General features: G+C 61.7%; 18 protein-coding genes. 9 read left to right on the top strand and 9 right to left on the bottom strand.

All coding sequences use genetic code 11. From position 1 onward, the window contains the following. Nucleotides 1–10 precede the first annotated feature (10 nt). From QTI33_RS09650 to QTI33_RS09635, 4 genes are all read left to right on the top strand, one after another. The gene (locus QTI33_RS09650) at nt 11–2,017 is read left to right on the top strand and encodes an aconitase family protein (protein ID WP_286505573.1); all 2,007 of its coding nucleotides are present in this window, start codon (nt 11–13) and stop codon (nt 2,015–2,017) included. A gap of 5 nt (nt 2,018–2,022) precedes the next feature. After that, complete coding sequence (locus QTI33_RS09645) at nt 2,023–2,997, top strand: 2-hydroxyacid dehydrogenase (protein ID WP_286505761.1); 975 nt, start codon at nt 2,023–2,025, stop codon at nt 2,995–2,997. An 11-nt stretch (nt 2,998–3,008) separates the two neighbouring features. Then, a complete protein-coding gene (locus QTI33_RS09640; RefSeq protein WP_286505572.1) occupies nt 3,009–3,917 on the top strand; it encodes a LysR family transcriptional regulator in 909 nt (302 codons plus the stop codon). Between the two features lie 1,542 nt (nt 3,918–5,459). Further along, nucleotides 5,460–6,194 (top strand): H-NS histone family protein, encoded by a 735-nt coding sequence (locus QTI33_RS09635; protein WP_286505571.1) that lies wholly within the window; start codon nt 5,460–5,462, stop codon nt 6,192–6,194. Between the two features lie 395 nt (nt 6,195–6,589). Here the strand turns inward: QTI33_RS09635 and QTI33_RS09630 are convergent, their stop codons facing one another. The 6 genes from QTI33_RS09630 to QTI33_RS09605 form a co-directional block, all read right to left on the bottom strand. Then, nucleotides 6,590–7,123: an H-NS family nucleoid-associated regulatory protein gene (locus QTI33_RS09630; RefSeq protein WP_286505570.1), complete on the bottom strand. Its 534-nt coding sequence runs from the start codon at nt 7,121–7,123 to the stop codon at nt 6,590–6,592. Between the two features lie 195 nt (nt 7,124–7,318). Then, the gene (locus QTI33_RS09625; RefSeq protein ID WP_286505569.1) at nt 7,319–7,765 is read right to left on the bottom strand and encodes a hypothetical protein; all 447 of its coding nucleotides are present in this window, start codon (nt 7,763–7,765) and stop codon (nt 7,319–7,321) included. 418 nt (nt 7,766–8,183) lie between these two features. Then, the gene (locus QTI33_RS09620; RefSeq protein ID WP_286505568.1) at nt 8,184–8,489 is read right to left on the bottom strand and encodes a hypothetical protein; all 306 of its coding nucleotides are present in this window, start codon (nt 8,487–8,489) and stop codon (nt 8,184–8,186) included. Between the two features lie 310 nt (nt 8,490–8,799). Then, nucleotides 8,800–10,038, bottom strand: a complete 1,239-nt coding sequence (locus tag QTI33_RS09615) for a DUF6161 domain-containing protein (RefSeq protein WP_286505567.1) — start codon at nt 10,036–10,038, stop codon at nt 8,800–8,802. 224 nt (nt 10,039–10,262) lie between these two features. Next, nucleotides 10,263–10,667 carry a hypothetical protein gene (locus tag QTI33_RS09610; protein ID WP_286505566.1) on the bottom strand — a complete coding sequence of 135 codons (405 nt, stop codon included), beginning with the start codon at nt 10,665–10,667 and terminating at the stop codon, nt 10,263–10,265. Continuing rightward, a complete protein-coding gene (locus QTI33_RS09605; RefSeq protein ID WP_286505564.1) occupies nt 10,664–11,752 on the bottom strand; it encodes a Fic family protein in 1,089 nt (362 codons plus the stop codon). The genes QTI33_RS09610 and QTI33_RS09605 overlap by 4 nt, the downstream gene beginning before the upstream one ends. Before the next feature lie 275 nt (nt 11,753–12,027). Between QTI33_RS09605 and QTI33_RS09600 the strand changes: the two genes are divergently transcribed. From QTI33_RS09600 to QTI33_RS09585, 4 genes are all read left to right on the top strand, one after another. Continuing rightward, nucleotides 12,028–12,411 (top strand): helix-turn-helix domain-containing protein, encoded by a 384-nt coding sequence (locus tag QTI33_RS09600; RefSeq protein ID WP_286505563.1) that lies wholly within the window; start codon nt 12,028–12,030, stop codon nt 12,409–12,411. Between the two features lie 8 nt (nt 12,412–12,419). Then, nucleotides 12,420–13,754 (top strand): type II toxin-antitoxin system HipA family toxin, encoded by a 1,335-nt coding sequence (locus QTI33_RS09595; protein ID WP_286505562.1) that lies wholly within the window; start codon nt 12,420–12,422, stop codon nt 13,752–13,754. Beyond that, nucleotides 13,751–14,107 (top strand): hypothetical protein, encoded by a 357-nt coding sequence (locus tag QTI33_RS09590; protein ID WP_286505561.1) that lies wholly within the window; start codon nt 13,751–13,753, stop codon nt 14,105–14,107. Before QTI33_RS09595 ends, QTI33_RS09590 begins: the two co-directional genes overlap by 4 nt. Before the next feature lie 258 nt (nt 14,108–14,365). Then, nucleotides 14,366–14,587 carry a helix-turn-helix domain-containing protein gene (locus QTI33_RS09585; protein WP_286505760.1) on the top strand — a complete coding sequence of 74 codons (222 nt, stop codon included), beginning with the start codon at nt 14,366–14,368 and terminating at the stop codon, nt 14,585–14,587. A gap of 735 nt (nt 14,588–15,322) precedes the next feature. Here the strand turns inward: QTI33_RS09585 and QTI33_RS09580 are convergent. Then, the gene (locus tag QTI33_RS09580; protein WP_286505560.1) at nt 15,323–17,359 is read right to left on the bottom strand and encodes a hypothetical protein; all 2,037 of its coding nucleotides are present in this window, start codon (nt 17,357–17,359) and stop codon (nt 15,323–15,325) included. A gap of 4,907 nt (nt 17,360–22,266) precedes the next feature. On the opposite strand from QTI33_RS09580, the gene QTI33_RS09575 reads away from it, so the two are divergent. Beyond that, the gene (locus QTI33_RS09575; protein ID WP_286505557.1) at nt 22,267–22,887 is read left to right on the top strand and encodes a hypothetical protein; all 621 of its coding nucleotides are present in this window, start codon (nt 22,267–22,269) and stop codon (nt 22,885–22,887) included. A 535-nt stretch (nt 22,888–23,422) separates the two neighbouring features. Here the strand turns inward: QTI33_RS09575 and QTI33_RS09570 are convergent. Together QTI33_RS09570 and QTI33_RS09565 are read right to left on the bottom strand one after the other, a co-directional pair. Continuing rightward, the gene (locus tag QTI33_RS09570) at nt 23,423–24,424 is read right to left on the bottom strand and encodes a ParB/RepB/Spo0J family partition protein (protein ID WP_286505556.1); all 1,002 of its coding nucleotides are present in this window, start codon (nt 24,422–24,424) and stop codon (nt 23,423–23,425) included. An 11-nt stretch (nt 24,425–24,435) separates the two neighbouring features. Next, nucleotides 24,436–25,758: an AAA family ATPase gene (locus QTI33_RS09565; protein ID WP_286505554.1), complete on the bottom strand. Its 1,323-nt coding sequence runs from the start codon at nt 25,756–25,758 to the stop codon at nt 24,436–24,438. Nucleotides 25,759–25,866: the final 108 nt, after the last annotated feature.

Genomic DNA, 25,866 nt, shown 5'->3' with positions numbered 1-25,866 from the left:
AGAAAGACCCATGCCTTCTTCCACGATTCGCCTGTCGCCAGGCGCCAGAGTCCTGTTCCTGACGAAGGATCCCACGCTGATCGAGCGTCAGCTGCGCGGCGAACTCACGCTGCGCATGGACGACATCGCCATTGACGACCTGCTCGACGATGTCAACACAGACGTCATGACGCCTGCGTGGACCTGCTTCGACTACCTGCCGGACGAGATCGCCCGCAACGCGTATGCCGGCCTGATCATCGACGGACGACAACTAATTCCTCGCGATGCGCTTTTCGCCGGCGGCTTCGAGGTGATCGTCTCGGGCTACCGCAAGGGCACTGGCTCATCGCGCGAAACCGCGGTGCAGGCCGAGAAATGGAGCGGCATCCGCATCGCGATCGCGGCCTCTTTCGCGCCCATTCACAAACGCAACAACCTGAACCAGGGCGTCCTGATGGCGCATCACGACGTCCTTCGGCGGCTTCAGTCGGGTGAAGCGGTTCCCATCGCGGACTTTCAGCAAGACTGCGATCCGATCGAACGCCTGATCGTCGAGTCCGGGGGCCTGCTGCCGCTCAGCGAACGGGTCGCGAGCGGAGCCGTCAAGCTGCCGGCGCTTTCGCAGCGGCCTGCCCGCCCGCAGACCATGGTCGAGAAGATTCTTTCTCGCCACCTGGTCGATGCGAACGCCAGCGCAGCCCTGGTGCCAGGCGATGCGGTGATGGTCCGCGTGGACGCCGGCTACTCGCACGACTACACGACGGCCCAGGTTCATCATTTCCTCCAGCAGGTCCACGGCGCAAGCTACCGGATCAAGGATCCGGCCAAGTTCGCGGTCTTCGAGGACCATCTGATCTACGCCGACAGTGTGCCGCGCATCGCGCCCTACCGCGACAAGATCGAGCGCCTGCGCGAGCTCCAGCGCGAGTTCCAGCGTCATACGGGCGTTCGCAACCATGCGGCCACCGACGGTCGATCGCCAGGCATCTGCCATCAGATCGCGCGCGAAACCTTCATCGACCCCGGCGACTTCGTCCAGGCCACCGATTCGCACACCTGCATGGGCGGCGCCGGCAACGCGCTCGCATGGGGGGTGGGCGCCACCGAATACGCGGCGCTGATCCATTCCGGCATGACCGCGGTGACGGTGCCGGAGTCGATCCGCTTCGAGCTGCACGGAACGCTGGCCCCTGGGGTCACCGCCAAAGACCTGATGCTTCACATCCTGGCGGGCCCGGCGCGCCGGCAGGAGACCCTGGACCGTGTGATCGAGTTCGGCGGCCCGGGCTTGCGCGGATTGTCGATGGACGAACGCGCGACGCTGGCCAACATGGCCACCGAATGCGCGGCGAAGACAGGCATCTGCGAAGCGGACGACAGCCTGTTCGACTGGCTGCGTGCCATCCGGCCGGACGTCGACATCGACGCGCTGCGCACTCGCACGGTCGCGCCCGACGCGGGCGCGACCTACACGGGCGGCGTTCATCGGATCGACCTCGACAAGCTCGAGCCGATGGTCGCGACCCCGGGCGACCCGGCGCGCGGCATCCCCGCCGACCCCACCAATGGCGCACTGGTGCGCGAGATCGGCCGCGTGCGCATCGACATCGCTTACGGCGGCTCGTGCACGGCGGGCAAGCACGAAGACCTCGACATGTACGCCCGCGTCATCGCCGAGGCCCGCGCCTGCGGCCGCAGTGTCGCGCCGGGCGTCGAGTTCTTCATACAGTGCGGCTCGCTGGCGGTCGAGGCCCATGCGCGCGCACGCGGCTACATCGAGCTCTTTCGCGAGGCAGGCGTGCGACTGGTGGCCCCGGGATGCGGTGCCTGCATCGGATGCGGCCCGGGCGCGTCCTCGCACGAAAGCCAGGTGACGGTCTCCGCGATCAATCGCAACTTCAAGGGTCGCTCGGGCCCGGGCGAGCTTTGGCTCGCATCGCCACTGACCGTGGCCGCCAGCGCGATCGAAGGCCACATCACTGCCTACCGGCCGGGGCTCTGGGGCGACGCCGCCACCAAGGAGGCCACGCATTGAAAGCCATGGCTCCCGTCCACGTCGTCTTTCTCTATTCGGCTCGGTTTGCGCCGGTCGAGATTCATCCGGTGGTAGCCGGCGCCATGCCGGCGAATTGCACGATCGAAATGGTCGAGCAGAACGCGTCGCCCGCACGCCGGCTCGAGGCCATGAGGCGCGCCGACGTGGTGTTGGCGTATCCCGGCAACCCGTCGCCCACGGAGCTTCGCCAAGCCGGGCGGCTCAAGCTCTTCCAGCTCATGAGCGCCGGTTACGACTGGCTGGACCTCACGATGTTTCGCGACGCGGGCATTCCACTGGCCAACAACGGCGGCGCCAACGCGACCACGACCGCCGAACACGCCCTGTTGTTGATCCTCGCAGCGCTCAAGCGCCTGCCCCTCCACCACGAAGCTATGCGCCGCGGCGAATGGCTGGGTATGCGGGAAACCGCCAGCCTGCGTGAACTGCACGGGAAGGTGCTTGGCATCATCGGGCTCGGGCGAATCGGCCGGCATGTGGCGCGGCTGGCCGTCGCCTTTGGCGCCCAGGTGATCTACTTCAGCCCGGCACGGGCGCCCATCGACGTCGAACAGGAACTCAATGCCCGCCTGGTTACGCTCGAGCAACTGTTGCGCGACGCCGACGTCGTCAGCCTTCACGCCTCGCTGAGCGCGCACAACCGCCGCATGATCGATCGGCAAGCGCTTACTCTGATGAAGCCCTCCTCCATCCTGATCAACGTCGCACGCGGCGCGCTCGTCGACGAGGCCGCACTGATCGAAGCCCTTCGCAGCGGCCGAATTGCAGCTGCTGGCCTGGACGTCTTCGAGCATGAACCTCTCACCGGCGACTCGCCATTGCTGGCGCTCGACAACGTCGTGTTCACACCTCACGTGGCCGGTGTGACAGTAGATACCTGGGGTCGCAGGCTGGCCCATGCGTGCCAGAATATAGAGCGCGTCATGCAAGGGGAGCCCCCCCTGTCACGCGTGGTCTGACTGCCACGTCGATGGATACCAAGCGGCTTCGTCACTTTCTCGCAATCTACGAAACAGGCAGTCTGAGTCGCGCGGCTGAACTGGTCTTCGTGACGCAGCCAGCGCTGACGAAAAGCATCAGGCAGCTCGAAGACGAACTTCAGGTCAAACTCTTCGATCGCACGCCGGTGGGGGTCGTTCCGACGGCCTTCGGCGAAGCACTCGCGATCCACGCCAAGGCGGTGCGCGCCGAGATGCGCTTGGCTGAAACCCAGATTGCGATGCTGCGCGGTGCCAGCGAAGGCCAGGTCGTCGTTGGCATCACGACGAGCGTCGCCGAAAACCTTATGCCCGTCGCGACCGCCCGCCTGTACTCCTGGCGCAAGGGCATCAGCCTGACCGTGGTTGTCGGCACGGTCGAAGAGCTGATCCCGTCGCTGCGCCGTGGTGAACTGGACCTGGCTTTGAGCGGCTGGGCGGATCCGAGCGACCCCGATCTTTCCAGCGAGATCGTTTTCCGCGACGAAGTTTCAGTACTTGCGTCTTCCCGCCATCCCCTGGCTTCGAAATCCGAGATCCAGCTTAAGGACCTGCTGTCCTATCCATGGGCTTTGCCGATGCAACGCATGTCCTGGCGGAGCCGCCTCGATCGGATGTTTGTCGACCAGGGCCTCGCGCCGCCAATCGCCTCGGTGTTGAGCAATTCGGCGAGCTATCTGCGCGCGCTGGTGCTGCAGGGCCCGTTCATCGGCGTTCTTCCGCATCGACTGGTGCGTCCCGATGAACGTGCCGGCCATTTGATTCCGCTCCCAGTGCCAGGTGCCTCCATCGAGGTGGACATCACCCTGACCTACCGCAATCGCATCGCGATGTCTCCCGCGGCTCGTGCGCTTACGGCGATCCTGCGTGAACTGATTGGCGCAGCGGAATTCACGGAATGATCCCGGCGGAACGCCACTGTCGACCGACCGACTTGTTTAGTGCCCCACGAGTCGAGCCCGCCCGCCCACAGCTCGTCGGGCGAATGGTGTTCTCCAGCGTCCGATTCTGACGGGGAAGTTCCCTCCCTGCGCCTAACCTTGCCCCAAATGCCGCTGGCGGCTTTCCCGCGTACTAGTCGGTCGACAAGACTTGACCAACTGCAAGTCGCCTGTTGGCCGGCGCTGCTCAGGGCTATGGCGACCGTGGGGCGATGCCGACGGCGCCAATAGAGGCGGCACTCATGCCAAAATTTGTGAAGCTAGTGGATCGCACGCGTCCCACGAATGTCGCTCGATCGATTCGAGTCGCAGCGGCGCCGCGCATTTCTCAAGTGAACCGGAGATCTAGGCTCTGACGATCTCCACAGGACCGATTCCTGAGTAGACCGTCTTTGAAACAGTGACGGTACAGCGATCGCCCGGCATAACCTTGTAGTCACCAGGTTCAAGTTCGAGTTCGCTCTCTTCGTAGACGCTGCGGCCAAGCCATGAGGGCATGCGCACGATCGAGGGCGCGCGGTCAAAGAGATCTTGAGAGTGGGGTACAGCCAAATCCAATCCTGGCCTGGAAAGAGCCCGGTGACGTCAACGCAAGTCACCTGCCTGGCCCAGATTTCCGACTCCTTGCGGTCAGACGTATACCGAAGCCGCGACCGCGATGCCAATCTGGCTTCGACCGCTGCATACAAATTTTCCCCACTTGAGGCGCTCGACGAAAACCCGCAGCGGCATAGCGGGCGGGGCGATCGAATCGACCGTGGCTGCAGCGATTTGCGCCACCAACCTAAGGCCGAAAGTACGCTAGCTGGCCGCGGTTGGCCAGTTGGCGGTCGTACCGTTCTAACTGTCACCCACCAAGGACCGCAGTCGACGGATGCCGATTGGGCTCTCGCCGCCACTTTAAGCAGCGAATAAGTCGACCCTTCCGTGTTCCTGAGCTTAACGTCCGATCCCGACCTGCTTGTCCCATCCCACTTTCTTTTGTGCGTAGAAGAGCGTCGCGTGGTCAGCAGCCGCCAGCCAATTGCGCATCAGGTTGAGTTTGTCATGCACGTGGGCCGCGCCGGGTCATGGGTTGCCGCGACGGTTGCACATTTCGACGTGGGACATGCGTGTCAGCTACGTGCGGCGCGAGACCTTGGGAGAGGTGCGGTTTGCCTGCAGCCAAACGGTTTCCTTGGGATCTTTTACTAGCACGACGGTCGCCCTCGGTATAGGCGCTTAGCGCGCGCATCATCCCCTGGCTTCCTGGGAAGCTCCCCGCTGTGCGAGTCATCAAGCGAGGAAGCTCGAGTGAAGACACACCAGTCACGCGGCCGTCCCGTGGCTGTTTGATCGTCATGCAAGCGCGAAGGCGGCTTGTTTTGCACTCATGCGTAAAATCCGCTCCGGCGCGAATGTGAATCGGCGATATCCATTCATCGATTCATCAAACACGCCTTTGTCGCAGACGCTCATGAGGCGACGCGACGAACTCCCTCAACTTCAAAGGTTTCAGACTCAATGACGAAGTCCTACGCGCAACTCAAATCCGCCATCGCCAAACTTGAAACGGAAGCCGCTGCGCTCCGAGAAGCCGAGACGACAAAGGTGGTTGCGCAGATCAGAGAGTCGATCGCCACGTTTGGCCTGACCGTCGAGCACCTCTTTGGCCGTGGTGCCAAAGTACTGAAGACAGCCGCTGGCAAGGCTCTCGGCGGTGGCAAAGCAACGCGCAAGGGCGCAGGCATTCCCAAGTACCGCCACCCCAAGACGGGCAAGACCTGGACTGGGTCCGGCAAAGCGCCCGGGTGGATCGCCTCCGCGCGCAATCGTGACCAGTTCCTCATCGACCAATCTGGCGTCGTTGTGGCACATTCGGTCGAAAAGGCTGACGCACCTGCCGCTGCAGTGGCGAAGAAGGTTGCCCGCAAGGCTCGCAGTGTTGCGGCACCGGTGAAGAAGGCGATTCGCTCCAAGAAGGTTGCTTCCGCTTCCGTCGCAGCTCCCGATGCGAAATCTGAAACGACGGTTGCAAAGAAAGCTGACCCGAAGAAGAGCGCGCCTTCAAAGAAGGCTACGCCAGCGAAGAAGGCGGCTGCAGCCCCCAAGGCTGCAGCGAAGCCCTCAAAACAGGTCGTCGCAAAGACCGCGAAGTCGCAATCCGCCGCCAAGACCCGCCGCCCGCGTGCAACCACGGCCGCTGCAGCGCCAGAGTCGCCCTCCGCTCCCGCAGAGACGACCGTATCCGCGAACTGATAGCGCGTCGGCCGTCTGCGGCCAGTCCACACAAACGGGCCGCATTGCGGCCCGTTTGTGCTTCGCCGCAGTTATCCCCAACGGTAGCGGGCGCTACCATGGATCTGTTTCGCTCCCCTACTGTTCTGCGCACCCCATCGTGGCTCGGTCTGGCATCGGCACACGCGTTGGCGCGACTGGTGGATGGAAAAGACTGCTTTAGGCGGTACCGCTCAGCGCATTCGCCCACCTCTCGGACCAGCTAAGCCGGCGAGATTGCGGTCGCAGCTATCGTTGCTCGCGTTGACCAGGCAAATGAAAGTGTCGGTTGAGCGGCCGGAGTTCCGCGTGGGGGCACAGTATGGCCTGCGAGACATGCCTGACGGCATGTCCCCTGGCGCGCCAGATCCGGGCCCTCAGCCCCTCATCTCTTCCAGCGTCTTCCCACCGGCGAGCGTGTCCTTGAGCCAGCGCGGCTGCGGGCCGCGACCAGTCCACGAATTACCAGCGCCGTCCTGATACAGCACCGTCGATGGCCGACGCCTTGACTTGGCCGCCTTCGCTGCCTTGATGCCCATGCCCTTGGCCGTCAATGGTGCCGCTACCGCCGCACCCCTCACCGCCAGAAACGACTCCAGCGAAGCCCCACCCGCGATCGCGTCACGCAACCAACGCGGGCGCGGGCCTCGACCTGACCAGCTCTGGCCGTTGCCATCGCGGTACTTCGCACCGGACGCTGCCTTGCCGAGCACCTTTGCCTTGCCGAGTACCATTGCCTTGCCGGAGGCCTTCGCGCCAACGAAGCCGAGTTGCTCAGCCGTCAGCCCATAGTGCTCGATTGCAACCTTGATCCGAGCGACTACGCCGCTCGTCTCCTTTTGGCGAAGCGCATCGGCCTCTTTTTGAGGCTTCGCAATCTTCTGCTGGATTAGGGAATAGGTATTGGTCATGAGTCAACGTAGAGGAAACTCCGGGAGACATAGCTTACGCCCAATGCCGTGGAGGCCAGCCAAGGCCTCTGGCCCACTCAGGAGAGATTCAATCCCACGGCGGAAGCTCTCGGGTCACGTCTTGGCCATCCGCCTGCGCGAGGAAACGGCCTGCTGCATTGGCGGCCATGACTAACCGCTTTACGTCTCTCTCACTCAGGTCCTCGCGCGCCTCAAAACTGAATCCACAGAGAACCCCATAGAGCGAGCCATCGGTAAAGCGAACGGGCACGCCAATGTGGCGCCCAGCTTTTCGTAAGCACTTGATAGGCCGTAGGACGCCCGAACTCTGGCGACACTCTCCAGAACGCTAGGCATGCGGCCGTCGACGATCCTCTGGCAAAGGGTATCTTCCAGCGAATGCGACTCGCCAAGCTTCAGACCATCCGGCAATTGCTTGGCCGAGACATGCCTGAAGATCCTCTGCCCGTCGACAAACTCTCCGAGAAACACAACTTCGAGTCGCAGTTCTTCGCGCACTACCCGCAATAGATCGCCGATCATGCGCTCCGCATCCGAGACGTGATCAAGTCGATCGGCTTCCGCAGTGACCGCGACCAGTTTCCCTGGGAACTCCGCCCCGCTTACCAAATGTGCTTCCACAACGCACTCCCTTCGAACCTCCATGTTAGGGGGGGAAAGGGCCCCTGCAGCGGAAAACACTCCAGAAATCACGAAAACGCCGGCGAAATTTGAGGACGGGCTGCTGCGAGGGCGGGCATCCGGGCGACGGGCTGAGTCGGTTGGAAACGTCGCGCCGAACCCACGCTTGAAACCGGCTCCCAAGGATTGGTTGGGCCATTCGACGCGCGGATCGGGTGCGCTGAACCGCTCTGGGACCTCCATGAGTGGATGTGCTGGTCTCGCACGAAGCCCCTATGGCAGCACCAGGCGAATACGCGAGCCGCCGCAACGCGCGCCAAATCGGCGCATCGAGTGACCGCACTTGAAGCTGGGAAACTCACCTGCGGCCAGGTCCAAGTACGCTGGACGCAAGGCGCCACGATTTCCAAAAGTCGTTTCACTTCGCCGTCGCAGCGGGTGCAGGATCCCCCCGTATGTAGGCCTTGATCGCCGCCATGGCGCCTTCGCGCGAAGGGGGTCCGCAGCCGAACATGTTCCGGCAAGAAACTGCCACCCAGATGCGGTCGGTGTCAGCTTCTTTGGGCTCACGCACGATGCGGAAGGCATAGTAAGGTGACGCTTCAGGTGGGGTGAAGGTTTCCAGCACGGTGTCACTCACAGTCTGAAGCTTGAACCGACTGTTGATGCCGATCCACGCTTGCGCCCTTCGCCAGTACAGGTCGCACTGTTCTTTCCCTTGCATATGAGCGGCTCATTGGCTGTGGCGGCTTCAGCCGGATTCGCAGGAGGCTGCGGAGCACACGCGGACAGAAGGAGCGGGAGCACGGCTGCGCGAACATGTTTCATCGGGCGTCTCCAGGGGGGCGAACCATGGACTGATTCGCGAGATTCCAAACGGCGTTGAGCAGAATAGCGATGGCCGCTCCGCGCGTCGATGCGCGTTACACGGCTTTGCCAAACGTCGGCGCACAACGCGAAGTCACTGCTACTTTGGTTCTCGTGCCGTCTCCGAGTTGTGGCTTGGAGACCTCATGGTCAAATGGCGCAAGGCCCTACTTCGTCGAACGCGTAAGCAGTTCAAGCATCGGATGTGGCAACCCTTCATCCTTTACCAACCCGTCAGTGGCTGGGCGGAATAGCGGCGTCAGAACAAGCTTCCGATCGTCGTCGGTTGGCATTTTTCCTGCCTCGATCAGTGACAGGTACGTCTTGACCATCGTCACCCGTTCTTCTGCATCGGTCGCGAGGTGCGTATTGCTCAGGAACATTCGCACAACGAGTCGGACGGCCCAGATGCCGATCACATCGAGCAGGACCACGACCGCGAACCGCCACGCGTCGGGCTTGTCATCCTTCATGTTGGACATCGCCCACCATGTTCCCAAGGCGATGAATGCGCCCACGGCGGCCATCGACCCGAACGTCCACTTCATGAAGGTTTTCGACCCATCGTTGTGCAGTTCCGCCTTTTTCTGCCAGTAGTCAACCGGCGCTCGAAGCGTCATCCCTTCCTGATAGGCGGCACGCACCGCCTCCATCCCTTCGTCGTGTTTCTTGCGCGACTCGCTGTGCTCGGCTTCGACCTTGGTCATGAACTCGTCGAAGCTGTGCGTCTGTTCGTTCCCGGTCTGCCGGACCTGACTCAACGCAGTCGCGAAGTCCCGGTGCAGACCGTCGTAGGCAAGCCGCTTCTCACCGAACAGCGTCTCGGCGCGTTCGTGAAGATTTTCAAGTGCGTCGCGGTGTGCGCGGATCGCAGGCTCACCGCCGGTCGAATCGAGGCCGAAACGCTCATTGAGGCCCATCACAAAGCCCCGCCACGATCCCAGTTCCCGCCCGTCGAAGCGATACGTCTGTCTCTGTCCCGGAAGGAAGGGGAACAGATAGCCAATCGCCGCGAAAGGATCGTCTTCCTTGAGCTCCAGCACTCGATGTCCTAGCGTTGAAGTGCTATGCGGAAACGCGCGTGTCATGAACGCTGCATGCACTTGCTCCTTCACGCTCGAGAGGCGATCCCGGACGGCGCTTTCGTTTGATTGGGCTTCGAACTGTCTGGCCTCGCGCACCGCGTTGACGGCAACGTTGAACGCTTGGAAGGAATGGTCCAACAGGTTCCTGTGTTCACCTGCGTTGATCGACTGTATCCAACTCCATGCGTTGTACTCGCGCTCGACCCACACGTTTGCTTCTTCAACCGTCGTCGGAGCAAACATCCCGCCGTTGGCTCCCAAATCGAGACTGAACAGCGGTGCCTTCGGCGCATCGTCATTGACGAGTTCTTCTTCTCCCATTGGGTCCTTCGGTGTTGCGAGATGTAATCGGCGGGCCAGATGCTATCCGACTGCATGTCGAACTGGCCGCGCCGTCCTCCCCTCCTCGGATGACGGTACGCGGCCACGTAGTGGGTGAACATCCTGATCGAGCCCACCGTGAAGGACATGCTGGGCCAGCTGCGGTCGATCGGGGCCTGCGACTGCCGCGACTGTGTCCCTGACCTGATCCGCGGCCCACCCAGTCAGCGAGGCGGAGGCTCTATTGCCGAACCATCGCCATCCTCCGTAGGCTCAGCAGCATCGGCAAGCACGGCGCGCGTTTCCGCTTCGATCGCATCGAACACCTCTGCGGGCAGGTCCGCGGCGAAGCGCTTGCGCTTGCTGATCGAGATTGTCCCTTCGCCATCCATTGCGATCGAGATCAATGTGGCGAGCAGCGAGCCACGAACGTCGTAGCGTTCGTCGATCGCGCGCCGAATCGCATCGAAATGCGCGAGGTATTGCGTCTCCTGGCGAAGTTCGACATCGAGCGCCTGCTCGGCCATTGCAAACCCAAACTCCACGGCTGGTGTGGCGTCCCAATACCGATAGATCGTGTCGTCCGCCTTGAAGTCGAAATAGAACTGACCTTCGCCTGCCGACGTCACCTGGACCAATTCGCGAGCGGGAGCTGAGAACGCCTGCAGCGTCTCCCCCGCTCATGGCGTTTCATCGCCACCGAAACTGGCAGCAATGCGCCCTTCTCGAGTTGGCCGGACGTGCACAGAGCCTTGTGGAAGAGGAATCGCGACAAACGGCCATTGCCGTCCATGAACGGATGGATGTACACGAATCCGAACGACGCAATGCTCGCGGCCACGATCGGGTCAATCTGTTTTGGGGCAGTGTTCGCGAAAGCCATCCACTCATCCATGAGCCGTGGCACGGCGTCAGGTGGCGGAGGAACGTACGAGACGCTTGCAGCCCCTCCCCTATTCCCGCCGCTGCGCAACCAGTTCTGCTCGTTGCGAAACTGGACAGCCTTCTCGAAGACGCCACTGACAGTGGAAGCCTGCAGCTCGACCAGGTATTCCTCGGAGAGCGGCCGCCCCTCATGGGCCTGCTTCAGCAGCGCGATGAACTTGCGGGCCTTGCCTTCTGACGGCGCCTCTCGCTCGATTGCATAGCTGTCCTCGGTCTCGTGCAGGTATGCCCACGACAGCGCTCGATCCATCATCTCCTTGCCCAGGCTGTCGATGAACGCTTTGGTGCGACCCAGGATGTCCGACCTGATTCCTGCTTCGACGGCTGGTGATCGCTCAACCGTGGCGCAGTACATCGGCGAACCGAGGCCATTGAAATTCAGGCGCCATCGGCTGTTGCGATTGTCGGGTCCGGTCACGTATCGCTCAGGATCGAAGAGGTCGACGTAGCCCCCGGCGATGTCAGGCTTGCCCTCGAGTACGGCCCCGGTGTGCAACTCCCAGAGGTAGCAGGCCGCCCGTATGTATTGGCCATTTGGAAAATCGTTGAGTTCCTTCAACATCCGTTCGGCCGAGATCTTCGGCAAGGCCTGCGCGAGGATCTGCATGTTGACGCCCTCATGCTTCAGCGCAAACAACAGGTGGTTGAGAGGATCCTCGGTTTGCGGCACCACGTGCGCTGGCACCGCCCAATGGCCTTCGATCGCCTGGATGCGAGTTACCGGCCGAACGATCGCAGGCCTCGCCGGAGGCACGGCAGCGAGATTCAAGGACGTTCGAACGAGTTCATATCCGGCATTTGCCATGTTTTCTTTCAGCGTTCTAAGATTTTTCTCATTCTCCAACTCAAAGGCTGGATTTCTTTCAGTCCTCCAGTTTTACCCGGATAAATTACCCTCAATCAACCGCGAACGGACGTACAGATTTTTCTCACTCCGGGCAATTTATCTTCATTTTCGCAACTGTAGGCCAATTTTCTTTCAGTCTCTCGCGGCGCCATCCCAGATCATGAGCTCTCTCAAGTTTGGCATCGGCCCATCACCCTATGAATATCACGCCATATTTGGCCTATTATTTCGGCATGCCCGCCCTTTCTATCAAGGCCGAAACCGCCGTCATCGCCCTGGCCGAGACGCTGCGCGCCCTGCGCCTGCAGCACGGTGAGTCTCAGGCCCTGGCTGCTCAGCGGATCGGAGTAGGCCTGCGGACCTACCAGCGCATGGAATCCTCCGCTCAAGCGGCCGGCCAGGTCGGCATTCCCGCCGGCGGCGTGGCCATCGGCGACTTTCTCATGGCCCTGGAGGTCTACGGAGTGGATGTGGTCGCAGCGCTTACCCAGCTTCACCAGTCCTCGCCAGCCCCAGTCGGAGCGCGCCGCGAGCGCGGCCGCACGCCGAGGCCCCGCGCCGACAGGACCGAGCCGTTCTGATCTAACCCATGCGCAACTCCACCCCATCCGCCGACGCGAAGTCCGTCCCCGCCCGCCTGTTCGTTCGCATCGACCGGCCGGACGGCGTGCACCCCGTGGGTGAGATGCGCTTCGACTCTTCCGTCGTGGGCGGCTTCTCGGCCAAGTTCCGCTACGTGGCCGAATGGCTGGCGGACGAAGCGCGCCGGTTCCCCCTGGACCCGATCAACCTGCCCTTGACTGCCGCGCCGCAGTGGATCGAGACCGACAACAAGTTCGTCAGCTTGGGCGTCCTGTTCGACGCTGGACCGGACATGTGGGGCCGCCAGGTCATGCGGCACAAGACCGGCATCGCCAGCCCCGCCGAATCGGCCCTCCTCCTCATGGGCCGCGGCAACGGCGTCGGCGCCCTCCTCTTCTCAACCAGGCCCGATTTGAAGCGCTCCGACCTTCCCGGCTTCGACACGCTGCCGCTGATCGAGGAGGACCTTTATCGCGTGCACCAGGCCGCGCACAACGTGTTCGCGACCACGCCCATGCCCGAAGAGCTTCAGGGCCTCCTGGCCGGTTCCTGGTCGATCGGCGGCGCCCGCGCCAAGGCCGTGATGCGAGACCGGGACAGCGGGATCTGGATCTGCAAGTTCAGCGAGCCCGGAAGCACCGTCGACCGGCAGCGCGTCGAGTACGCCAACCTGCGCATGGCGGCCGCCATCGGCCTCGAGGTGCCCGAGGTGCGCCTGGTCGAAACCGACCTGGGTTCGGTGCTCCAAGTCCGCCGATTCGACCGCAACAACGATCTGCAGCGCCTGCACTACGCCAGCGCCATCTCGCTGGTGAGTGCGGTCCCCGAGGACAAGCGACTCACGAGTGCTCGCGACCAGCGGGTCTTCTCCTATGCGAACCTGGCCCACATCGCCTCGACGGTCTCCTCCGACCCGATCCACGACCGCAGCAGCATCTACGCGCGCATGGCCCTCAACGTGGCCGTCAAGAACACCGACGATCACCTGAAGAACACAGGCTTCATCGAGACCGAGTCCGCGGGCCTCAAGCGGCTGCGCCTCTCTCCCGTGTTCGACGTGGTCACCCAGGCTTCCTCGCACCATTACCTGCGCATCGGCTCAAAGGGCCGCGTGGGCACCATGGAGAACGTCCTCTCGGAGTTCGGCTACTTCAAGCTCACCGAGCGTGGCGCGCGTTCGATCGTGGACAGGGTGGTCGACGTGGTGTCGCGCCGTCATCAGTTCTACGAGGAAGCCGGCCTGAGCGGTCGGGACATCGATGCCCTCAACGAGCTCATCGAGCCGATCGTGCCGGCGGCGACCGATGACGCCGAGGCCGAGCATCCGGAAGCCCCGAGATGACCCCCAGTGACGTGACACGAGGAAAGACACCCTTGCTTGCAAGAACTCGTTCTGAACCCCGCGCCGCTTCCGGCCGTAGCACCGACCGCGCGTTCCTCGCGATGCTTGCCCACAACGGATACAGCCACGTGCGCCAGCTCGGCGGCAAGTGGGTCGGCCTGCTGCGCTTCAATTTCACCGTCGGCCTGGTGGTGGGCTTGGACGGAGGCGGGTACGACCGGCGCTATTGCTTCGAGTTCGCCGAGGATGCGATCCAGTCTCTCGATGCTTGGGACGGCCACGACCATCCGGGTGGGCCGTGGATCAAGTGCAAGGGCGCCGGCATCGATCTGCTGAATCCGAGCCTCAGCTGAGCAAGGCGGGGTGGCCCCGCCACTGCTGCGGGCTGGGACAATGCTCGATCCATCCTATTGCCTGCGAGCGAACACGAAATCCTAGATGAAGCCCCATGAGCTTTGGCATCCGAATCCGCGTCTTGACGATGGCGCACCTCCACCGCAGGCGTGGGGGCGGCCGACCAGGCCGAGGCCCGAGAATCCGACCACCACCGACACCTTCTTGGAAAGCTTCAAGGCCGCTCTTCAGATCAAGACGACTACCGTTTGGCCAAGGTGCTGGGGATCAGCAAGACGTCGGTCACCCACTGGCGTAACGGCCGAACCCGGCCCGACGATCTCGCAGTCATCCGCATGGCTCGATTGATGCACACCGACCCGGCTCCAATTGTGGCCGAGCTCCACGCGGAGCGCGCCCAGGACCCAGAGAGCCGCGCATTGAGGTTGCGAATCGCCGGCCAGCTGCAGGCGACCGTCGCGCCTCGCTGCCACGAGTAGCGAGATCATGATCAGATGCGAGGGCGCGCGGCCTTTCGGCCCCTCGCGGTTTTCGTGAGCGCGTGCCTAGTCAGCATTGGCGCCTGACACCAAGTTCCCAAGAGGACGGCGACTCGACAGCGCGCCGTTGGGCGTCGCGCTGGACGCGTTCAGCACAGACCAAGGCGCGGTCATCTCAATTCACGACGAAACCGTCGCCTGCAACACTGATCAGATCTCCGCGATCATCACTTCGCCACTGGGCGATCGTCGACGTTTGCGTCTGCAGTACGACAAGCTCAGCGACCACCGCCATCCCCTCCCTCGCCGATTCAACGAGCGTTCTGACGGACCTTCTGAGCGTCGTCCTGTTGCTCGCGATGAAGCGCTCGAACAGCAACGTAGCTCTGTAGTCACGAGGAACTCAGGCGGGTAAATTCCTCCTTCCAACAAGTGTCGAGCCGACTAAACTCCGGCGGAGTTTTAATCCCTGCACCATGAATAGATCACGGCGGAGCAGCGGGCTGCCCGAGCGCATGCCGCAAAGAAAGCCATGAGGCAGCCGTTCCACCATCCCCCCAAGACGTCAGGCGGCGGGTCCTGCGTGACAGCGGCTTCACACCGCGGGGCCTCCTAGCGGCTCGCTCAATTGGGCTTGGCCGCACGTCGGAATCAGAAACGCTTGATATGCCGGGGGGCGCAGTCTACAAAGTTCGCCAGCCATTGCCACGTGGTGCTCTTGCGCAGACACCGCGCTCATCGGGAACATGCGATGGCCGGCGGAGGGAAACTTCCAGCGTGGAGCTTGGCCGGGCTCCGACTCATGTTCCTGCCTACACCAGAAGCCTCGTGTGAGAGTTGGTCCTGCAACCTGATTTCTCCGAGTTTCCCCCTCGCCTTGCGCATGATCCGCTCGAGTTTCACGTTCATCTCTCGCAGCTGATCGACCTTCGAATGCTGCGCCTGCTTGAGCGCCGTCGCAGCGACGCGCTCGCCCTCCTGTTTGAAATGCATCGCCTTCGCATCAAGCCAAGCCCGGACATCTGCTGCGGTGCCGTTTCCTGTGTAGCCACTCTTACGAAGATCTTGCAAGTAGCGGTCCTGCTTCGCCTTGGCCTTGAGCCGTTCGCGCGTCTCCAGTTCTGAGGGGCTGAGTCCATCAGGTCCTTTTCGATAGACCTTCGCCGGTGCCGCACCGCATGCGCGCGCTTCCGCGATCATGATTCCGTTGTCATGTCGTTTGAAGAACTTCCGGACTCGGTCGTTGGTGAGCGATAGCTCTTTGGCAATCTCGGCGACCACCTTCTTCTGCGGAATGGAGCTGTCGCCGCTTGCTATCGCAGCTTCATACTGTTGGCGCAGGCGCAACGCTTGTTGATTCCAAGACTGTCTCACACGACGACGCTCCGCGCGGCCCTCAACCTTGCGATCAGCGCGCGAACGCTTCTCGCCCTGGTCGATGATCGTCCGCATGCCAGGCATTTCGTCGCTGGTGATTCCGAAGACATTGATCAGATACTCGTTCGACGGCGTGTACCTCGGGTCCCATTCGCCGCCAGCAAACCGCACTCGGTGACCGGCTTCGCTAGCCTTGATGCGGTTGATCAGCGCGTTCAGCGACCCGGACTGCCGCGGGTGAAGAAATCCACGGGGCCCCTCCACTCCAACCCCGTCGAAGGCTCGAATCAGGTCGCTGACTTCCGTGTACACGTTTCCCGAGTTGATCACCCCGCCTTGCGCAAACAAGGTCACGAGCCAGAACAGGAAAAGATCGCGGCTGCCTTCTGGAATACCCCTTGAGCCACCAGTCCGGCACCGCCTGATCGCCAGGTCTCTCAGGTCAAGAGCTCTGGCCAGCGACAGTGGCAGATCGAAGCGTCCCTTGTTATCACCCTTGCCCCAACGCCTCATCCTGTCCTGACGTGCGTTCGTGAAGGCCGTTAGGCAGCCGACATCGCCGTAGGATCCGGGGGGGAGTGTGAAGTTCGGCACGAACGCGCCAGCGCCGACCCGATGTCCGACCTTCGCTCCGGCCTTCAGAATCGCGTTCGTCGTCTGCTCGTCGAACAAGCTGACGGTGTCGAACAGGGTGTCAAATGAGTGACGCCTATTGCCGACCCACACGACCCGGACCAGGCCATGGTCGTCTCCACCCTTAGTCCCGGACACCTTTCCGTTGACTGTGTTCACCACGCGCAGAACGCGCGCGGCATCGATCGCCTTGACGTCGGCGCCGAGGTCGACGAAGAGCTGGGTCAACATCTTCTGAACCAGCTTCCAGTCCTCCTTCCTAATATCGGGAACTGGCTTGTCGAGAAGCCATTTCAGGTAAAGACCGCGGCCCGAAGAGACGATGTGGCTTGGGTGAGGTATTCCTGCGAAATGAGCGCGGGCCAGAAGCGTCTCGACGAATTCATCCGTCGGAACGATTCCTTCGGCGTAGCAATCGAGGTCGACCCAGCACAGCTGCATGCTCTTGACGTTCCAGGAGCACCGAGATCTCTCGCTCGCAAACAAGGCATTGCTGACATAGAAGTCACGCAGACGCATGCGCTCGGCGGCGGAGATGACCTCTGGAAGTAAAGACACGTGGTACATGGACTGGCGAAGCTTGGAATCCGCCCCTAGGTTCAGCACCGCCATGTATCCGAATCGAGACTGCTCCTGCAGGGTCAGGCCGTGTACGCCAAAGGCGAGTGCCGTCTCATGCACCCCTCCCACTGGCACGGAGGTCAGGGGTGATCCGAACTCATCGTCCAGACCATCTTCAAATAGAACATCGCTCTCTTGCATTGCTCGCACGCAAATGAGCGAGCGCCGGTGGCCCTGAAGGCCATCCTCAAGAATGCTACGGCCCAAGGGCTGCTGTCACCGCCTATGCTGCTCTTCGAGAAGCGTCAGGGCGTGAGTGATCCCTCGGCTTGATCGCACATTCGAAACTATGCACAACCGGCCGAGAAGAAGACTAGGTGATCACTGCGAAGCGACGCTAGATACCCGCCGATTGGAGGCCCCAAGGATTGGAGAGCGATCCGCACATTGACCGATCGCAGACGCCTCGCCATAATCACGCCAACTGTTGCCCTTTTGGTGCTTTTGCACTCTGGGTGGCGTGAATGTTTGGTGGATGCATCTCGATGTTCTTCCTGCGTTCCCCGCTTAGTACTGCGAAAGCTACCTTGAAGGTGCTTTCATCGGTGCCGAGGCATTGAACGAGAAGTTGTGCAGACCATCCGGTCTCTCGAGTTTCAATCAGTGAGCTTGGTCATCCGCAGCGAGCATTCTGGATTGTTCCGGTGCTCGCTTTTTTTTGCCCTTTCGATAAGTATCTCGCCTGTTCGCAGGCGCACGTTCGAAGCGTCATCGCAGGTGGTAGGCGCCGAAGCATATCTATCACTCGCCAGTGAGATGATCCCTTTGAGGGTCACCTCGCGTTGACGCGTCTTCGGGCAGACATCTTTGACCACCCGTTAGAACTATTCTCATGCGACTCTTCGATTTCTTAGGATTTTTTGGAGTTTTCGCGTTTGTATTTCGCGACTAGTACCGTCGTACTAGTCAGTGTTGGTATCTTTAGAGTTGGATGGCGAAGTACTGGGTGGACTTCTGTCGATAAGTCCCCTCGTGTAACCGCCCAAGTTCACATTTAGTCGGCGGGTCAATGCGAGAAATCGTTCCAGCGGAGCAGGTACGCTTTCCCTCGCCAAACGCCGGGTATCGAATGAACGCCGCCTTGCCCTGCGCCAGTCGCATCGGTCCGCCTGGCTCTCTCCCGTCGCGGCGTTCATACTCTAGGACGTTGGTTCCCTGCAAGCGAGGCGCCACGCGAGTCGATTCGTTTATCTTCGGCCTGTCACCACCGGACTATCCAAGTCGGACGAATTTTCTTTGTCTTAAGGGGAGAGATCCCAAGAGAACAAAGTTCGTCAGGAATGCGTTGCTGACAGAAAGATCCGGTCGGGATCAAGCTCTCATGTGCGGGCGGCCCCGGCGGTTCGAAGTGAAACTGACGGTTCTGCCTCACGCTCACACATCGACTGCCCGCCAAGACCGCCTCGCAGAAACAGTCAGCGGTATCGGTGCCGCTTGACTTGGCGAGCGCGCTTCCTGAAACACACCGGATCCCTGATGTGCGACCTTCACCTCGAGACGGTGGAGTAAGCCGACGCGGCGCGGACCGGCATCGTCAGCGCAAGCCTTCGACATCACCTAGTCGGCTGGTTCGCGACAAAAAAAATTGCGCAATGCCGGGATGATCAAGTTCAGGGATGAGACCGCCGCCGGACTTCCTGGCGAGCGGTGGCCGCTGCTGCACCTGCTCGCTGGCGTTCGCATGGGTGCGAGGTCGCGGTGCAGACCGGGCACGGGGGCGCACGCATCACGATAACCTGCGTTCGCGGAGTTGAGCTCGGCGCGCAAGGGTCGCAACCCCATCGAGGCACGCTGCTTCTTTGTCTTGGGGGGGCGATCCCAAAGAAACGCCTTTCGAAGCGGCGGTGCAGATCCGGACCAGCGATGCGAGTTCCTTGCATCGTGCGAGGAAGTTCTTGCGAGCCAAGCGGTGCGCGACCAAGAACATCAGTTTGGGAACGCCGGGCGGTCGCGGGTCGCAGCCCGGCGCAATTCCACCAAAACACGCCCTCCAATCCATGGCCGAAGGATTCGCGCGTGCCACCTGGTCGAACCCTAGCCTAGCGCTGGTTGAACATTAGCCTAGCGCTCTACCAACTTAGAGTCCTGTTCCTTGGCTGAAGGATCCGCGCGCCGCCTGGTCGAACCCTAGCCTAGCGCTGGTTGAACATTAGCCTAGCGCTCTACCAACTTAGAGTCCTGTTCCTTGGCTGAAGGATCCGCGCGCCGCCTGGTCGAACCCTAGCCTAGCGTTCTCCGCGGCGCCCTTTCCCTATGGCAAGGGGTACGGGCCACTCAACTGCTAGTAAAGGCTTTGTTAGCAGTTAGGCGCAAGTTGATTTTTTGGGTAGCTGCTCTGCGGGCAACTGCTAGTAAAGGCTTAACTAACAGTTGCCCGCCCAATTTGCGAACAGAAGTTCTCCCAGTAATCAACCTTTTTTGGGGAATACCGGGGGAACGACCCTTTGGGACCTCAAAGCAGCCCCGAGAACCTAGCCATAGAGAGCCTTACGCCTCAGCAGGTCAAGAACCACCCCAGATCCGGACCCCACCGAGGACCCCAGACCCACCAAGCCAAGTTCCTCCCGCCTGGCGCCGGGACCGAGACCAAGGCGAGCACCGAGACATGGACTCAGACTACAAACCGGACAGTGATCGCGGCGAGTCTGTGTCCCTCCCGAACACAAGATTCATCCAGAATCGGCGCCCCAGTGAAATGGCTGAGCGAGTAGTACGAGTCGGCCAGTCGACCGGGTCGGCAGGAAGCCCACCGCGATCGTGTGGGCACTGAAGCAGGCAGACATCGAGTTCACGCCAGGGGACCGCCAAGCTTGAGCTTCGAATTCAACCCGCGCGAAAGCGTGGATCGGCAGGTCACACGCAATGCGCGGGCCTCTGCCCGCGCGATCCCCGAGGAGGACCTCGGTCCGCACTCGAACGGGCTCCTTGCCGTTCGCTCATCTGCTCGAGCGTGGCCTACCACGGCCATCGCGTGGTTGAGCGCAGGCATCGTCGCTGGTGCGCGCCCAGGCAAATGGGAAACCGTGTACTAGCTCGATCGCCTTCGCGGGATCCTTCGACTGCCGGCTCAAAACTGAGACGGGAACCAATCACCTGGCAGCACATCCCCGAGGGCCTTCCGAGCCGCGCGGACGCCAACCTCGCGCTGATGGTTGAGGCCGACCTGGAAAACGTTTCTCGTAGTTGCCGCGTCCAAGCGCCACTCGGAAGTGCTCCCCCGACACCGGCGTTCTTCGATCAAGCCGAGGCCGGACTGAAGCGGGCAATGCCGCAGCGAATTGAAGCGCTTCGCTCTGCGCATGGGAACTCCACAGCGCCGGGCTGGCCTGGTGGGCCATCCAGGTCCGGTTCCGGTTGACCGGCTCGTGAACGCTCACCTGACCCACTTGCAGCAGGACCTGGCGACGAGGGCGAAGGCGCTTTCGAGCGTAGTTCAACGGATGCCGAGGCACCCAGCCAGCACTCGCTCCACGAAACCAACCCGCTCCACCGCCGCCGCCAACATGTAGGCGACCATCGGGCGCCGAAGCTGGGACATTGGTCATGGGCCGGAGAACGACGGCGGCGCAGGTCGCGAGTTTCGTCGTGCCGGTCGCGATTCGCGCCCAGCCTGGCCGATAACCACCCAACGCGACCAGGCGGCTGACCGATCCGCAGATCACTCCAACTGACCTGACGCTGTGGACGCATCCGTCGAAGCCCTCCGCTCCGACTGGTGAGGCGCCGACCGTCGAATGCCTTGTGGGCACGAGTCCGCTCGCCGGGGCGCCGGCCGCAGGGAACCAGGGCGCCTTGGACCGACCCTAACCCACTTCTCCAAGGTCGACCACCGACCTTCTTTCGCCCTTGCCTCTACGGCAGGGGCGTTTTTTTGGCCCGCCTACGTGCATCGAGCCCGCAGCGCCTCCGTGAGGAGCGTGGGGGATACCGGACGGCTCTGTCCCCGTCCACTAGGCCTGAACTCACCTCCGCGGGGCTCCGAAATTCACTTCGTTCAGCAACCCACTCGCGCGCAGCGCCTCTCGCTGCGACACCTGCGCATTCACCGCCCGAGCCCGCTCCTCGAGCTGGAGGCCATGTAACGGCCCCCGCTCGATTTTAAGTGTGTCCTCACCGACCGTCTCGAGCACAGTGGTGCCCGCACTATCGGTGCAACCGATTCTCTGCTCCAACAGCGGGCAGCACCTGGATACAGTGTTTAGCGTTCGAAGCCACCGCGATGCAGGAATTCGCGCCCAGTCGCCAGTTCGCTGGAATCGCGGATGGCGCGCCCAGTTCAGAGCTGCGGCGTCATCTTTGGCCAAGGGTCTCTCGAACCTGGTTGACGGCGGTCCTGGTCTTGACCTCCCACCTCCCAACCCATCGAGGCGCGTTATGCGCAAGCAAGGAATTCGCCCTCCTTTTGGGCGCCGCGCTGCTCGGGGGCGCTGAAACCAATCATGAGGGTTCCAGCGATGCCCACCGCGCAAGCGGCGATCAGCAGGTTCTACCGGTCCTGCATGTGTCCAAGGTGTGAACGCACCCACGCCCCGAGGACACGCTGGTGTCGAATAAGAAGAGTGTGTCGACGGCAATACGCCCATCACTCACCAGCCGATAGTCCCGCAGATTCGTCTTCTAGGTCGCCCGGCGAACGCCAAGGCAGAGGACGCGCGAACCTCATCACACAGGCTGCCCGGCGCGGGCGACGCAAAGCCGATGTTTCACGGATTTTGGATGCCTCGCATTTTTTTCTTATACGACAATGAGTTACGCGATTTTTCTTCCGCTTAGAGCGGAATGTTTCACGGAATCACACAGTTTGAAGGTGGATTCGAGGAGAATCCGCCAAGTTAAGGTCATAATTTGGTTATTAGTAACCAAATGGCAGGCAGCCCATGGTCACACCCCGTCCTTTAGAACCTTTCCTGGTCGGGAGCGCAGACCACCCTTCCCCTCCCCTGCCTGCTCTGGACGGCGGCCGCAGGTGGCCGCCCTTCTGCTCACTAGCCGAACTTGCCCGCATCTTGACCATGGTGCATGGGCACCAGGCACCGACCGAATCGTCCTTGAAGAAGTGGAGCGCGGGCGGCGAATTCAGTTCCTGCATGTTCCACGACTCAACCGACCTGAATCCCGCGTTGAACCCAGCGTCGACCAGCGAGGCCTTGATGCGCGGTCGCGCTCGCGGCGGCCGGCCAGGACTGCGCCTCGACACCAGAAAGGCGATCGCCCGGGTCTACGAGCTCTGGCCACACTTGGCGGAGACCGGTTCACAAGTGGTGCTCGACTTGGCCGTCGTGCGGGTAATCCAAAATCTCGAGTCACGACTCACCCGTCTAGTCCCCGACGCGTCGGCACCCTCCCCTGCGTCCCCAGCCACCACCCTCCAGTCGACGACGCCCGGCCCGGCCTCGGACGGGCTCCTACAGGAGTTACTGCGGCAGATAGCGGCGATGCGCCACGAGCTAGCCGAGGTGAAGCGTGAGGTCGCCCAGTTCTCGGCCATGCGCAACAACCTAATCACGAAGTTGGACGATGCCGTCGCTCGGGCCCAAGAAGCAATCGCGGCGGGCGGGACCCGGGCCGGCGGAGGAACCGATCCGCTTGTTGAGGCAAGACGGGATCGCGATATGGGGGTGGTGAAGTCGATGCTGGGGGAGATTCTGGATTCTCTGGGCAAGAAGTAGCGTAGCGAGCCCGGCAGTTGCGGCTGCTGCAATGAGTGCCAGTTTCAGCCGATCGCAAGTGTCCTCAAGGGGGTAGTGCGCGAGGCCATGGACCCGACCGTTTGCCCCTAAAAGTTCAGGTTGCAACCAGGTCGCCACCCACCGCGGGAACCGCTTTCGACCGCCTACTGCGATGCACGAAGCGAGAAGGAAGCGACCTCTCCCAGGTGTTACTCTCGATATGGGAAATGCGCGAGGCCATGGACCTGACCTATGGGAAGTCGTCTGCCCCTGGACGTTTCAGGTGGCCTCGCGGAAGCCGCTCTCGACCGCCCACTGCGGTGCACGAAGCGCAAGGAAAGTGACCTCACCAGTTGTCATTCTCGAAGTGGCTAGTGCGTGAGGCGATGGACCTAACCTATGGGATGGCCCCTGGACGTTTCAGGTGGCGACCTGGTCGCCACCCATCGCGGAAGCCGCTCTGGACCACCCGCTGCGGTGCCCGAAGCGAAAAAAAAGGTGGCCTCAGCCACCTGTTCATTGTGCCCTTTTCGCTCTAGCTGCTAAACACCTTAGAGATGGCAGCGGCGATCGCTTCAGCCTTGGCGTCGTCTACCAGTCCGGGATCCACGGTGAAAATGGTGCGCCCAGCAGAGTCGCGCCGCCAGTTGCCGAATGATCCGGCCGCGGAGATCATCTTTCGCGGGCCGCTGGCCTCTAGTTCTGCGCCCAGCAGCCCAGCGACGACCGCACTCACACGAAGCTTGCCCTGCCGCTGCCGCAACTTCTCCGCCCTCTTGAGCACGGCCTTGGAGTTTTCATCCAGAGCCGCCTGAATCACTTCGGCGTGAGCTGGTTTGATCTCCAACGGGGAATCAAAGGCCTCCACGATCGCCGGCGGTAGGCGCGCAACCTTCAGACATTTCCCAACCCACCGACGGTGCACTCCGATGGCTTCGGCCAGTTGTCGCTCGGATCGATAGAAGCCTTCGTTCAACGCAGCTTGGTACGAGGTACCTGCCTCGAAGGCAGAAAGGTCCGTGCGCTCTCTGTTCTCGCGCTCCATTGCCAGAAAGTGCCCCTCAGCGGTCAGAGGCTTATCCCAAACCAGCGAAAGGACCGGAAGCCCCAGCTCCATGCAGGCTTGGTGCCGGCGGTGCCCGAACACGAGTTCGGGTCCTTCACCTTCAGCTTTCTGCACCACCAAGATTGGCTGAACGTTTCCCCCAGCCAGCGCGATACTGTCCTTCAGCCGGGTGAAGTCGGCAGTCTGGAAGGACTTCAAATGGCGATTCGCGAAACGAGATCGCGTGATCGTCTTGGGGTCGAGGAGGGTGGTCGGCATCGATCCGTCCCACTTACCCAGCTTTGCGCGCAAGACAGCAAGTTCCTCTTGCAAATCGACGATCTGTCCGTTGGTTTGCAACATACGGCCCGGCGCGGTGCGAGCAGGTCCGGGCAGGGCCGGTCCATCCGAGTCGGATTGCAGTGCCTTTTCGGCCATCCTTTCTTCGATCACCTGTGTCGTATCGAAGATGCGTTTGTTAAAAGTCGCCATCCATCACTCCTTCAAACCGTTGGGGTGGCGACCTGGTCGCCACCCCCCACGAGGTGGGCAGAGACTTCCTGACGCCCAATGCGGTTGCGCCAGGTTTCGACAATCGACGCCTCGATCAATTCAACAAATCGATCGTACGCATCTAAGGCCCGCTTATAAGTCCGCGCATTCAGCTCGTTTCGACCGACGTCGTAGATGGTCCCAAAATCCGCAGCCTTGCTCTTGGTGGCCGACGTCTTCGGGATTTCGATTGGCATGAGGTATTCACCATAGACCGACTGGACCCATCGGCGGACAGCCCCTGTCACGGCATCCACGTTGTCCGGCTCGACCTGGGTCAGCAGGACGTGGATGAAGTCGAAAAACTTTGGCACCGGAGCGCGTTTCTCAAGATCCAGGCCGAGGTCTGAGAACAGGGCCCAAAATTGAGAAAGGCTGGCATAGTCCAGCGCCGACGGCGGAATTGGAACGATCAAGCCGTCGGCAGCGAAAAGGGCGTTCAGCGTGACGTAACTCAGGCTCGGCGGCGTGTCGATCACGATTACGTCGTACACATCGCGCAAGGGTGCCAACCCATCGTTCAGGACATTCCAGAACAGCGCCGAACGATCACTGCTGGCCAAGCTGGGGAGCATGAACTCGGCATCAAACAGCAGAGGGGCCGCAGCGATCAAATCAAGGCCGTCCCAATAGGTGTCGCGAACCGCATAGCGCAGATCCTCGTACTGCGGTTTCCTATTTGACGGCTGCTCGCTTCGGTTGCTGATCAGCTCGAGGATCGTCATGTCGGAGTCGATGTCCGAGCCGGGGAGCAATCCGAAGAGGGTGCTCATCGATCCTTGTGGATCGCAGTCCACGGCAAGGACCTTGTGCCCCCGCAGCGCAAGCCCCTGAGCGAGCACTGTCGCGGTGGTCGTCTTGTTCGATCCGCCCTTGAAGTTGCTACTGGCCAAGGTAATCGCCTTTTGGCCCTTCGGTCGCATCCGATCAGTCCTAAACGTCCGTGTCCAAATTCGCGCCTCAGCGAGCGTGAACTCGCGCAGGCCCCCAGTGGCGGTCACGCGGCCCACAGGAAGATCAGCGCGCGTCACTCTATATGCCAGCTTGGCCTTATCGACGCCACACAAGGTTGCAAGTCGAGTCGAGGAAAGGGGGGGAGCGCTCTTTTCATTACCGGGCGCCAAGAGCGTTCCACGCAAAACTTCCATCATGTCGCTGGCCTTCTTTGATAGCCGTGCGATCTGTGCCATGCTGATGCGCTCGAGCGCCGGGGCGCCGGGGAGGGGGGGGGCGACCTGGTCGCCACCCCCCGAGGTTTTCGCTGCAGTTGCCATGCGTTCGCTCCTTAGATTCCTGTGATTTTACGGAATGTTCGGAGTCTAAGCTTTTCGGCGTCACATTCAAAAATCGTCAAATCTGAAGTGGTTTTAACGTGAGATCAG

Source organism: Variovorax davisae, from assembly GCF_030316845.1.
GTDB classification, from domain to species: domain Bacteria; phylum Pseudomonadota; class Gammaproteobacteria; order Burkholderiales; family Burkholderiaceae_C; genus Variovorax; species Variovorax davisae.
Note: the sequence above shows the minus strand (reverse complement) of the source record. Positions and strands in the feature narration are given on the sequence as shown.

Coding starts and splice junctions, on each gene's coding strand:
- QTI33_RS09615 (WP_286505567.1), bottom strand. CDS start 10,038: ATGGGAGAAGAAGAACTCGTCAATGACGATGCGCCGAAGGCACCGCTG.
- QTI33_RS09590 (WP_286505561.1), top strand. CDS start 13,751: ATGACCCCCAGTGACGTGACACGAGGAAAGACACCCTTGCTTGCAAGA.
- QTI33_RS09645 (WP_286505761.1), top strand. CDS start 2,023: ATGGCTCCCGTCCACGTCGTCTTTCTCTATTCGGCTCGGTTTGCGCCG.
- QTI33_RS09635 (WP_286505571.1), top strand. CDS start 5,460: ATGACGAAGTCCTACGCGCAACTCAAATCCGCCATCGCCAAACTTGAA.
- QTI33_RS09620 (WP_286505568.1), bottom strand. CDS start 8,489: ATGCAAGGGAAAGAACAGTGCGACCTGTACTGGCGAAGGGCGCAAGCG.
- QTI33_RS09565 (WP_286505554.1), bottom strand. CDS start 25,758: ATGGCAACTGCAGCGAAAACCTCGGGGGGTGGCGACCAGGTCGCCCCC.
- QTI33_RS09570 (WP_286505556.1), bottom strand. CDS start 24,424: ATGGCGACTTTTAACAAACGCATCTTCGATACGACACAGGTGATCGAA.
- QTI33_RS09640 (WP_286505572.1), top strand. CDS start 3,009: ATGGATACCAAGCGGCTTCGTCACTTTCTCGCAATCTACGAAACAGGC.
- QTI33_RS09595 (WP_286505562.1), top strand. CDS start 12,420: ATGCGCAACTCCACCCCATCCGCCGACGCGAAGTCCGTCCCCGCCCGC.
- QTI33_RS09630 (WP_286505570.1), bottom strand. CDS start 7,123: ATGACCAATACCTATTCCCTAATCCAGCAGAAGATTGCGAAGCCTCAA.
- QTI33_RS09600 (WP_286505563.1), top strand. CDS start 12,028: ATGAATATCACGCCATATTTGGCCTATTATTTCGGCATGCCCGCCCTT.
- QTI33_RS09650 (WP_286505573.1), top strand. CDS start 11: ATGCCTTCTTCCACGATTCGCCTGTCGCCAGGCGCCAGAGTCCTGTTC.
- QTI33_RS09580 (WP_286505560.1), bottom strand. CDS start 17,359: ATGCAAGAGAGCGATGTTCTATTTGAAGATGGTCTGGACGATGAGTTC.